Raw genomic sequence first — 10,770 nt, 5'->3', positions numbered from 1 at the left:
CCGAAGCGGCGCAGAAAAAGCTGGATGAGACCACCCGCACGCTGTCGGCGCAGATCGCCGCGCTGCAAAAGCAGAACACCCAGGGCGAAAGTCAGCACAAATCCGCGCTCGACGCGCTGAGCAAAAAAAATGCTGAGCTGAGCGCCGCAGCCGAAGCGGCGCAGAAAAAATATGCTGAGTCAGTTGCTGCTTTGAACAATCAAAATCAGAAATTACAGTCTGCCCTTGATAGCCAGGCCATAAAGGAAAGTGAGTTAAAGCTTACTGATAAAAGCATTAAAAATGCCTACGCACTCGGCGTTTTCTATCTGACTCAGGCGCTATCGGATGTGAATAAAATGGCTGACAATGATGTGAAGCTGTCGCCTTCGGCGCTGGTTTCAGGCTTTAACGATGCTTACCATAAAAAGCTGAAAATCAAAGAAGGTGAAATAGAAACCATCGTTAACACCCTTAATGAACAAATGTCATCTAAGTACGTTGATATTGAAAAAAGAATCATGGCCAAAATTAAAAATAAAAAATATGAGGTTTTGCCTAATGGTGTCTATTTCGTGATTGATAAACAAGGGAAGCAAGCTTACAAGCAGAATGAGTCCTTATCCCTGAATATACTGGAGAAAAAGCTTGATGGTACCCCGATACTCAATACGATGAATTCCAGGATGATATACGACAAACAAATCGATCCCCTGATGGCCAAAGTTTTAACTGCGGGCTTAAAAGGCGGCGCGGTCACGCTATATGGTCAGGCTGGTTCGCTGTACAGCACGACGCCCGCTGACATAAATCCTGATACGTTAATCTCAATTACCTTTGAACTCATTCCCTGATCGTCGATAGCGGGCACCGGCAGATTGGCGCATTCGCAGGGTGGCAGGCCGAATACGTAAGATTCATACCCGTAACCGATATAAGACTGTAGCCCGAAAGCGCGCCGGTGAGGATCCCGGCGAAGACCCCCATCTTAAGCACCTGGCCGCCCAGCACCATGCTCTGGCCGGCTGCTTTCATCTGTTCCGGCGCCGCGAGCTGGCCCTGCAGCTGCAGTGTGATATTCATGGCGTTGATAAAGACGATAAACGTCACCAGGCCAATGAGCGCCGCGTAGCCTTTATCGCGGGCGGCCAGGCCTACGGGGATCCCAACGGCGAAGATCAGCGCCAGGTTCACCAGTACCGATACCGCTGATTTAGCAATGAGCTGGCCGATATTCTGAATAAAAGGATGGCCGAGCAAGGGCAGATATTTCGCAAGGTTGCCGTCGCCCAACACGTTGCCAAAAGCGATAAACAGACCCACTATCGGCAAGATAAGTACCGGCCCATAGAGGGATTTTCCAAAGTTTTGTAGGGCGTTCACAGCTTATTTCATGGTTATCTCTCTTATAGAACTGCGCACAGGGTGCGTCACAGGCATAAAACTAGCGGGATGAAGGGGCGGTAAGCTATTTATCTTATTGTTTTAAAAGCAAATGATGCGGAAAGTAGCATGTGACCTTCCGCGGTGTGAACAAGGTAACAGCAGATTAATCAGAGAAATTTTTGTCGGGATAGAGGTATGTGAGTATGACAAGCTGAAAGTAGGGGGAATTAATGAGCGGATTGTATGTTTAAAACAAAAATCTGCTCATCATCCTCCGTGCAGGAACAGGAAAATCCGAGTTTGTTCAGTAAATTTATTGAGGGAAGATTATCTGCCACAACGCCGGCTTTTACGGCTAAAAAACCTTGCTGCTTACACCAGTCAATGACCGCCATCGCAGTTTCAAGGGCGTAACCCTGACCTGCATACCGTGGGCTAACGGTGTAGCCAAGCCAGATGGTCTCGTTTTCTTGTTTTAAGTAGAGATCGCCAATCAAAGTCCCGGTCGCGGTATCGATCGCCGCGAGCTGCATGCCCTGCGTAAGAGAAGCGTTTCCCAGCAACGCCTCGGCATAAGCTTCCTTTGTCAGGCCCTTAAACCCCTGGTACTGCATCCATTCGGCATCGTTGCGATATGCCATAAAAGGCTCGATATCATCGGCGTTAAACGGTCGTATCACGCAGCGTTTTGAGTAAATATTCAAAATTGATCCTGTGAAAATGGGGCGTGTAACGTCTTTTTCGCCATCCTGCGACGTAAAGCCCGTGCAATGCCGATGAGTGCCAGAGAGCATAATCGAATCTCAACTCAGGATTGTCTTTTATTTGCGTCAATAAATGCAATGTGAAGCCGTCCCTTTTCATCTGGAAACGGAAGGTAGACGAATACAGGATTGAGAAGCAGGCCGCCACCAGGCTTCTCATCCGGGGCGGATCAATGTGGTCTCCGGTTCCGGAGCATGCTGAACCGCTGCAGTAACGAGTGTCGCGGCCACTTGTGGTGCGGAAACAGGCAGGATGAACAGCGGGGAAGTATGCAACCAGCGTTACTGGTAAGGATTTCGAAATAAAAGAGCGAATGTGGCGAACGGCCAGAGCGTAAACCCGCTGGATTTGATGATTAGCTCAAGGCCATCCCCATCAGGAAAACTTAGTGCGCTTTAATGAGAATGTCTGATTTTATCTCATTGAATAAAAAGTGTTTTTTTTCTGACGCACAGGCTTAGTTTTAGGTTCCACAAAAACACTAAAGCTTTATGAGGTGCCTGACAAGGTGCCTAAAAGGTTCAGATTTGATTAGTTGGCATCTGACTTCGCGGGACAAATTGAGGGCACAAAAAAGCCCGCAGGGCTTGCGCCGTGCGGGCTCTTAGGACTTCATCGGATGACTCTGGTAATCACCGATGGAGAATTTTGGGCTGGCGTCCCTGTAATTAGTTATTCAATTCATTGATTTATAGATTTATTTTTACTTTTAAATTTATGGGTGGTTCTAAAAAGGAACCATAAATATTAATGGTATGAGTTCTCACGATTAGCTGATTGCCAAATTGTATCAAAAGATAACTAATTCGCAGTTCAGCTAACAACTAGGAGTTGAACTGCGCAAGCAGGATCTGCTTTTCACCGATTAGTGTATACGGTAGTTTTTCAGCATGATTGAACTCTATCCGCAAGACTTATTTAAGAAGGTAGGAGATTCGAATTTTGAAAAACTGGTCACCAGAAAATACTAAAGAAATCAAAGCTTGGCTTGACATAGATAACTATCGCAAGCTCGAAGATATAAGTCTTAATGCCTTGTATCACGAACTGTGGGCAAGAGCACTTCTGTACAAGCCATGGCCTACTGACGAAGAAAAGAAAGGATTATGGGTCTACATGACTGAAATTTTCAGTGGCAACCCCCATCTTTTCAAAGGAAAGCAACTCGATTATCCAACAGTTAGCGATACTCTTTACAGCCCACCACACCTTTTTATTACTGATATCACCAGACTTGCTGAACTTAGTGTGATGGCCCTTAGTGTGAATCTTTTCACTTGGGAGGAAGGAAACGAGGAATATTGTGTTAATGCCCCACACCACGAAGCTTATGTGTCCCAACTCTTGTCTCCCCTATGTGAGAAAACGGTGTTGCTTGAAATCGATCTTGGTAGTGGGACAGACGATGAAATTGCCGAGTCGATAAAAGCGGCTCTGCCACAATGGAGAGCGATAAAAGGAGTGGATGTTAATGAAACAGGTATCGTTCGTTTCGGCTATGGAACCATTAAAAAAATCATAAATTACAGGTTGGTTGCGATGCTGGACATCTTACTTTGGGCGAAAAGGAAAGAACTAAGAATCTCAGATGATCGCCTCTCTCGGCTTCTTTATACTGATGAAGATGAAGAAGTTTCTACCCGTTTAGGGTATCACATTAAAGACTCGGATCGACCTCTTGCGATGAAAGCTGCAACGATAGACTTCATTAAGCAGTTCAATTTTTTCATGAACCGAAATCCCCACCTGAAAAACATGAGAGTTTCAGATGTTATGAAACTCTCTGATTCTAACTGAACCCAAATCCCCGAAGTCTACTACTGCTGGGCAGACCATAGCCCTGCAGTTAGGAAGCTCGCTCTTTTTTTTTCGAATAATTCGTATAGTTCCCACATCGAATCAAAACAAGGGGAACAAACAATGAACAATCACAACTCCCGCCTCATCCGCTTGCCAGAGGTTATGAACAGAACTGGCTACTGTAAAGCTTGGATCTATCGTCTGATCAGTGAAGGTCGGTTTCCGGCTCCCGTCAAGATCGGAGTTCGTGCCGTTGCTTTTGTCGAGAGTGAAGTTGACGAGTGGATTCAATCAGTTATCGAAACAAGCAGAATTAAAGTTGCTTAATTAAACCTGGGAGAGATTTTTATGAATATCGAAGAATTTATGAATGAAGAAAACCATATGTGCAATTTAGGCGAGGATCTTTTTTGCAAGATCTTCGAACCCGGAGCGATTTATGATTTGCCGAATAGCGATTTTAATAAAGAAATCATTTACTGGCTCAGTCAGTATCTTGTCGGAAATTTTAGACAGCCTTTAGAGGCGATCTCTGAGCTTGATATTTTCGAGCAGTTTTATGTTTACGAGACATGGTTCTCGCTAATTAAATGCCCAGATGAAATTAGAAATTTATCGAAACGGATAATTCGATATCAGATTGGGTTGAAAACCATTCTTTGAATGAACCTATATTTAGTACTATTTTGTAAATTGTATTATTGCAATGATAGTGCTATTTACTTTTTGATTTACAAAACACCTTTAATTCCTTTTAAAATAATGGGTTAACTATTTCAAGTGAAAAGAAAGGACTATAATATCCCTCTAGAGGGATATTATAAATTTTCGACCGGGATGCGTCATTGTAAAAGGGGATAATGTTAAATTCAGGAAAATATATTTGTAAATTGCTTATGTTATATGCTTTATTTATTTTCACTGACGATTAAATGTAAATAGAGGTGGTATGACTTTGAAATATAGAATAAAAAGATTGAAGAATAAGGATGGTATCAGAAGTTGCATTATTATTAATGAGAGCAATGGATTACCCTTGGTTTACCCTAACTTATATATGAGTGTTATTTCACGAACAAATAGCTATTCATTTTCAACAATGGAAGCAATAGCAAATGCTTTGCTTTTATTTGAAAGATATAATGCTGACATGAATGTGGGTGTTTTTGATATGGTAAATTCTGATATCGAAAAACTTGTCTCGAACAAAGGATATTTATTCGGGTTAATGAATGCCCTCTCTTACAGAAACGACTTAGAGAATGTGACAAGCATTCTTAAAAAACGACATGTCTCTAAAAGAACCCTTTATTTCAAGATAATGACAATTGAAAATTACGTCAAATGGTTTTTTGATAACATTGCTATCAATAATATTGATTCTTCTCGTTATGAAACAATCAGTCGAGCATTTGATTTTATAAAGCCAAGAATAGAGAACGGAAAGAATTACAATATTGAAAGCGAAAGCAAATCATTGACAAATGAACAAGTCACAACTTTGACTGATATGGTAAGTGTTAAATCTAAGATTAATCCATTTTCGGCGCATGTAAGGTTTCGAAATAAACTAATAATTGAAATTTTGTTAGAGACAGGTATTAGGGGAGGGGAACTACTTAATATTAAGTTGGTTGATTTTGACTATGTCCACAAAAGTCTATGCATAGTAAGAAGGCCAGATGATCAAAACGAACCACGATTAAGGCAACCATTGGTTAAAACTTTAGAAAGAAAAATACCATTGAGTATAGAATTGACTGAGTTAATACAGAATTATATTAGTGATTTCAGAAGTAAGCAGTGTCATGCAGGGGAGCATGACTATCTGCTTGTTACTCATAGCAGTAAAGGTCAATTAGGTCATGCATTGACTATTTGAGGTTATCAGAAAATTTTCGAACAAATTAGGAAAAATAGTAATGTATTGAGCGATATTGTGGGGCATTCGCTAAGACATACCTGGAATGTGAAATTCTCAGAAATGATGCTCATGAATTCGAACTCTCAGGATTATATTACCTATGAGAAAGTAAGAAATTATCTTATGGGGTGGAAAAAGAATAGTACAACCTCAGATATCTATAACCAAGCATTTATAGCACAAGAAAGCCGAAAAATAATGGCTGTTATTAACCCACTCAAAAACATAGTAGAGGACAAATCCAATGTTTCAAACTCTAAGAAAGCTACAAGAAAGTCAATATTCGGTTTTTGAAACCAAGGATGGTAACTTCAAAGTGAACTTTTCTTATTCCAAGTGGAAGATAAGTGAAAGTATAACATTGAACATTGATTCTTTAAGAGTGGTCATCAGTGAATTTATACCTATCAAAACCACTTTGGCATATTTCGTTATAAATTATAGTGCCAGTTATACTAAGAAAATGTTTTATGCAATAAAGCATTACATTAAGGCCTGTAATAAGAATGATGGCTTGTTTTCTAAAGAATGCATGAAGTATTACTATAAAGTTGTGAGCTCATTAGATTACACACATGCAGAGTCAGTGAAATATTTTTTTATTAAGATAAGTGATCTTTACCCTTCTTTATTTTCGACAGAAGCAATCATATTTTTAGAAAATATTAAAGTTAAAAAAACAAATGCAAACAAGTCTATAAAGACACATGATTATAAAAAAGGTCCCTTCAGTGACTCGCAATTAAAGGTAATTATAGATTCTGTAGCGATAGCTTATAAGGAAGAAAAGGTAAGTCTGTCAAACTATCTGCTAACCTTCCTTGTTGCATATTCCGGGCGGCGACCTATGCAAATATCTCAACTTGAAGCTGGTGATCTCTTATCTTTTAATGGAGAGTACTTTCTCAATATCCCAAGAATTAAACAACGGAATGGATATAGAAAAGAGTTTAGAAAATTACAAATTCCAGAAGAGCTTTTCAGCCAATTGAAATATCTCGTTGAAGCTGTGAATTCGCTGGTCAGTGATACATTAAAAATCGATTTAAGTGAAAAACAAAAGAGAAAACTACCAATTTTTATAAACACATATCCATTCAAAAAAAGATGTGTTGAGCTAAACATGATTGAAAGTGGTGGATTAAAACTTAACCCCTATGCCATAACACTAAAAATAAGGAACACAATAAATCGTTCAATAAATGAATATCAAGCCTATCTGGGGGGTATAAATTCGCGCAGATTTAGATATTCATTAGGCACTAAGGTTGCACAATTGGGTTATAGTCCTTCACTGATAGCAAATGTTTTGGACCATTCTTCAATCAATTCTGTTATGAGTTATATAGAAAATACAGCGGAAAATGGCAAGAGGATTAATGAAGCTGTAAACGAACTAATGAAGCCACTGGCTAACAAATTTATTGAGGAAAAAGAGCTTCAGAAAGAGTTAGCTTCTTTGAAGCATATGATAGAAGAATACTGCGGTGGATATAAAACTAACTCTTTTGATAATACAGCAATATCGTTAGTAACTAATTCTATCGACGATATGATCAATAGCATTTAAAAGAAGGATAAAGTGATGAAAGAAATCCATGATAAAATGATCAATAACTTCATTATCGCTAATAAGGCTCATGCGAAAAATTTTGGAAATTTTGAGTGGGATAATTCAAGTTGGGGAGGCGGAATTACATTTTTTAGCGGAATCAAGGTTAGAATGGGGAACAAGAATAAAAAATTAATGAATTATAACATTGTAGAGTTCGCAAAAGCATATGTATGGCATGAGTGCTTTCATGATTTATCTGTAGCTTTCAGAGTGCTGAGATTATTTAGGATATTAGAAATTGCCATAGTTAAAGCAAATAAAGAAGTTAAGGTTTCAAGTATAGATCATAAAGTATTAGATGAAGTTATGACTATTGTTCAAGAAAATTTTGCAATATCCACTTCTTATAAAATATATTTAGATATTAGGGTATTATGTTCTTTTATGTCTAAGAACGAAATGTTGCCAGCATCCATTACACGATGGTCATATCCATTTAAGGCATATGATGCTTACACAAATAGCACAATGGATTCGATGGGAAATTTATCCAATCAGAAAAAACTTCCTGATGAAAAAGCTATAGATTTTATTGGTAAAATATTTAGCTCTAATCCAGTTAATGAAAGGGACATATTTACATCTTCTATTTTTGCATTGCTCTTATGTGCTCCATCTCGAATTAGTGAAATTATGCTCTTGGAAGAGGACTGTGAAGTTATAGTTGAAGATAGTAATGGCATATCAAGATATGGTTTGCGATTTCATTCTCTGAAGGGCTTTGGATACAATACCAAATGGATTCCAGACTGTATGGTTCCTGTAGCTTCAAAGGCTATCATGCGATTGAAAAAACTTACAAGGAATGCAAGGGTTGTTTCACGGTTGATAAGAGCAGGGGAAATTAATTTATACGAGTCATTAAACAGAAGTGCATTTGATTGTTTAACAATTGAAGATCTCCACAAACTTGGCTTTGTTATAAATCAATTAAATATCTCCCAAGAAAATCTAAAATTCTTGTCTAAGATAAAACATGGCACAGTCAGTGTAAAAGCATTTTGGATTTATATAGAGCGAAAGAATGTTAATTCTGAAAATATTAATGCTAATTTATGCTCCATAAATCATAATTTATTAGACTCTATCAAGGGTGCTGATATTTTCACAACCATTAAGGCATCTTCAAAGTATTTTAGAGCGGATTTTCGCACTGATAATATGAATAACATATTTCATAGGAATATACATTTTAACTTTGATGATTCTGTTTTAATTTTCCGAAGCCATCAAATTAGACATTTACTTAATACTATAGCTCAACGAAGCGTATTGTCAGAGATACAAATTGCCCAATGGTCTGGGAGAAGGAGTGTTAAGCAGAATTCAGTATATGATCATATGTCTCACGACGAGTTATCAGAACTATCAAGGAAACTATTGAACAGAAACACCTACGAAGAAACAAAAATTTCAGAATCTTCATTTAATGAACAATCGATTATTATGAATTTGATTAAAGATAAATTTGAAAAACTAGAATTAAAAATCCAAAATTCAGATCCAAGAAAAAGAAAATATATTCTGGAAAAAATTAAAGATTTAAGAATGGAAATTGAATGCATATTAATGTGAGGAGATTATATGGCAAGAAAATTTTATGATAAAGAAATAAAAGCTATTGTTAAACTTATTGAAACCTGGAGTAAGCCTGATTTCACTTGGGATTCTTTATGCGTGGCTTGCAAAAAAATTTTAGGTAAAGTACCTACACGGCAAGCATTAAGCCAGCATAGTGAGATTGTCATTGCGTATAGGACCAGAAAAAGATCTGGTATGGTTAAACGTCAATATACGAAGTTACCCGGTAGCCTGAGCCTTGCGGCGAAAAGAATAGAACGACTTGAAAATGATAATTCGGCACTAAAATATGAAAATAATAATTTACTGCTTATGATTCAAAGAATGCACGAAAATGCTTACAGGCATAATATATTGGCTTCTATTCTTGAAGAAGAACTGCCACAGAGAGCAAGAAAATAATATCTTGATAGGTTTTATCTATTGACAGTGAATATTAATATGGTATTTGTATATGTAGTCAGGAAGACAAAACTAACTTGCAAGGATGCAATTTATGGACAAAAAAAACAACTTTCCAGTGGAAACACTGGAAGAGCAGCTTATCGTCATCGTAGATAAATATATCTCTAAGCGATATCAGCCGCATGATAAAAGTTTCTCATACCAGCTTTATTTAATTTTTGTGGGATACCATCTAAAATATTTTTATCCTAAAAATATTTATTCTAGATCTAATCGTAATATTGATAACATAATGGCTATGTTTATCTCGGTATACAAAAGTCTGACAAGCAATCTACTACAACGATTAAATAACAAAGAAGGGGTTCTAAGAGAGCTAAACTCGCTTGTTAATTTCATAGATAACAATCAGGAAAAAGCAGAACAAATCTATGCTACGGTCAGAGCACAATATGAAATGAAAGTAATTGAAAAAGAGTTAATCCATGAAGTTCGCGTAAGAACCGTCAGATTATAGACAATAAAAAGCCCCTATGCAGGGGCTAAAAGAGACTTCTCGATATAAACTACTACTGAACTTCTTTCCAGACACCATCAGCTTTCACAAGCTTAACAGGCTTTGTCTGTTTATTGTTGCTAATAGAAGCATCTACTATACAGTTGTAAACATTATTAGCTTCTTTTGAACAGCTAACTTTTTTCACATAATCGATTCTTAAAAGATCATTTTCAGAAACTCTTGAATCAAAAGCTTTCATACTTGCGTTGGTTCTATCTACAACACTTTTGAATGCATTATAGATGTCTTTGTCTGATGGTTCAGAATTACAGGCGGTTAATAAAAAAAGTGAAAGAATGATTGTTATGATAGCATAGGTTTTCATTTTAAATCCCTTTATTAATGTTGGTGCGTGAAAATTGCTCTATGTGCAAATTTTTTACGAATATACAATCTTGTCGAAACCATTAATACCAATAAAATAATGATAGCTACTAAAAAACTTTGACTTATATAAAGTATGATGTAGGCAATTGCTAATAAAATAAATCCTATGAACAACGATAACCAGGCTGAAACTTCGCCATATTTGATGGTTGAATGACAGCCAGTGCAGACACGGACACCAAACTGGCTCTCTTTGAAGCAGAACGGACACTTAATGGTTTCGTTATTCATATTAACTCCATTTTTACAATCGGTTCCTGATACTGCTATTGCTTAAAAATCATCAGGCTCTTTTCAGGGATTCTCGATGAATAATTATCTTTAGTAAAATCACTTGTACCGATCGATGTTTGAATCATGATAGGCAAA

General features: G+C 37.6%; 12 protein-coding genes and 1 pseudogene. 9 read left to right on the top strand and 4 right to left on the bottom strand.

From position 1 onward, the window contains the following. Positions 1-833 (top strand): FKBP-type peptidyl-prolyl cis-trans isomerase N-terminal domain-containing protein (locus ABLV75_RS18700; RefSeq protein WP_348855076.1); only part of this gene is annotated, 833 nt, incomplete at its 5' end. Positions 834-924: 91 nt separating this feature from the next. On the opposite strand, the pseudogene ABLV75_RS18695 reads toward ABLV75_RS18700, so the two are convergent. Both ABLV75_RS18695 and ABLV75_RS18690 read right to left on the bottom strand, forming a co-directional pair. After that, positions 925-1,362 (bottom strand): annotated as a pseudogene (locus ABLV75_RS18695) (PTS transporter subunit EIIC); the annotation flags it as partial. A 230-nt stretch (positions 1,363-1,592) separates the two neighbouring features. Beyond that, positions 1,593-2,069, bottom strand: coding sequence for a GNAT family N-acetyltransferase (locus ABLV75_RS18690; RefSeq protein ID WP_029779368.1), 477 nt, complete (start codon positions 2,067-2,069; stop codon positions 1,593-1,595). Between the two features lie 1,003 nt (positions 2,070-3,072). Between ABLV75_RS18690 and ABLV75_RS18685 the strand changes: the two genes are divergently transcribed. The 8 genes from ABLV75_RS18685 to ABLV75_RS18650 all read left to right on the top strand — a co-directional run bounded on the left by ABLV75_RS18685 (position 3,073) and on the right by ABLV75_RS18650 (position 9,972). Continuing rightward, positions 3,073-3,927, top strand: coding sequence for a DUF6387 family protein (locus ABLV75_RS18685; protein WP_014171274.1), 855 nt, complete (start codon positions 3,073-3,075; stop codon positions 3,925-3,927). Between the two features lie 123 nt (positions 3,928-4,050). Then, positions 4,051-4,257, top strand: coding sequence for an AlpA family transcriptional regulator (locus tag ABLV75_RS18680; RefSeq protein WP_041162826.1), 207 nt, complete (start codon positions 4,051-4,053; stop codon positions 4,255-4,257). Positions 4,258-4,278: 21 nt separating this feature from the next. Beyond that, positions 4,279-4,593: a hypothetical protein gene (locus ABLV75_RS18675; protein WP_014171273.1), complete on the top strand. Its 315-nt coding sequence runs from the start codon at positions 4,279-4,281 to the stop codon at positions 4,591-4,593. A gap of 286 nt (positions 4,594-4,879) precedes the next feature. Further along, positions 4,880-5,812, top strand: a complete 933-nt coding sequence (locus ABLV75_RS18670) for a tyrosine-type recombinase/integrase (RefSeq protein WP_348855074.1) — start codon at positions 4,880-4,882, stop codon at positions 5,810-5,812. A 286-nt stretch (positions 5,813-6,098) separates the two neighbouring features. Continuing rightward, complete coding sequence (locus ABLV75_RS18665) at positions 6,099-7,424, top strand: tyrosine-type recombinase/integrase (RefSeq protein ID WP_348855071.1); 1,326 nt, start codon at positions 6,099-6,101, stop codon at positions 7,422-7,424. Positions 7,425-7,439: 15 nt separating this feature from the next. Next, entirely contained in the window at positions 7,440-9,044 is a 1,605-nt protein-coding gene (locus ABLV75_RS18660; protein ID WP_152305788.1) for a hypothetical protein, read from the top strand. Positions 9,045-9,053: 9 nt separating this feature from the next. Further along, positions 9,054-9,452 carry a hypothetical protein gene (locus ABLV75_RS18655; RefSeq protein WP_152305789.1) on the top strand — a complete coding sequence of 133 codons (399 nt, stop codon included), beginning with the start codon at positions 9,054-9,056 and terminating at the stop codon, positions 9,450-9,452. Between the two features lie 94 nt (positions 9,453-9,546). Continuing rightward, positions 9,547-9,972 carry a hypothetical protein gene (locus ABLV75_RS18650; protein WP_152305790.1) on the top strand — a complete coding sequence of 142 codons (426 nt, stop codon included), beginning with the start codon at positions 9,547-9,549 and terminating at the stop codon, positions 9,970-9,972. A 52-nt stretch (positions 9,973-10,024) separates the two neighbouring features. On the opposite strand, the gene ABLV75_RS18645 is transcribed toward ABLV75_RS18650, so the two are convergent. Then, entirely contained in the window at positions 10,025-10,339 is a 315-nt protein-coding gene (locus tag ABLV75_RS18645; RefSeq protein ID WP_152305791.1) for a cell wall-binding protein, read from the bottom strand. Between the two features lie 14 nt (positions 10,340-10,353). Beyond that, a complete protein-coding gene (locus tag ABLV75_RS18640; RefSeq protein ID WP_077958394.1) occupies positions 10,354-10,632 on the bottom strand; it encodes a hypothetical protein in 279 nt (92 codons plus the stop codon). Positions 10,633-10,770: the final 138 nt, after the last annotated feature.

The organism is Klebsiella sp. CN_Kp066 (genome assembly GCF_040065135.1).
Classification (GTDB): Bacteria; Pseudomonadota; Gammaproteobacteria; order Enterobacterales; family Enterobacteriaceae; genus Klebsiella; species Klebsiella oxytoca.
This window is presented reverse-complemented; position numbering and strand designations above follow the sequence as displayed.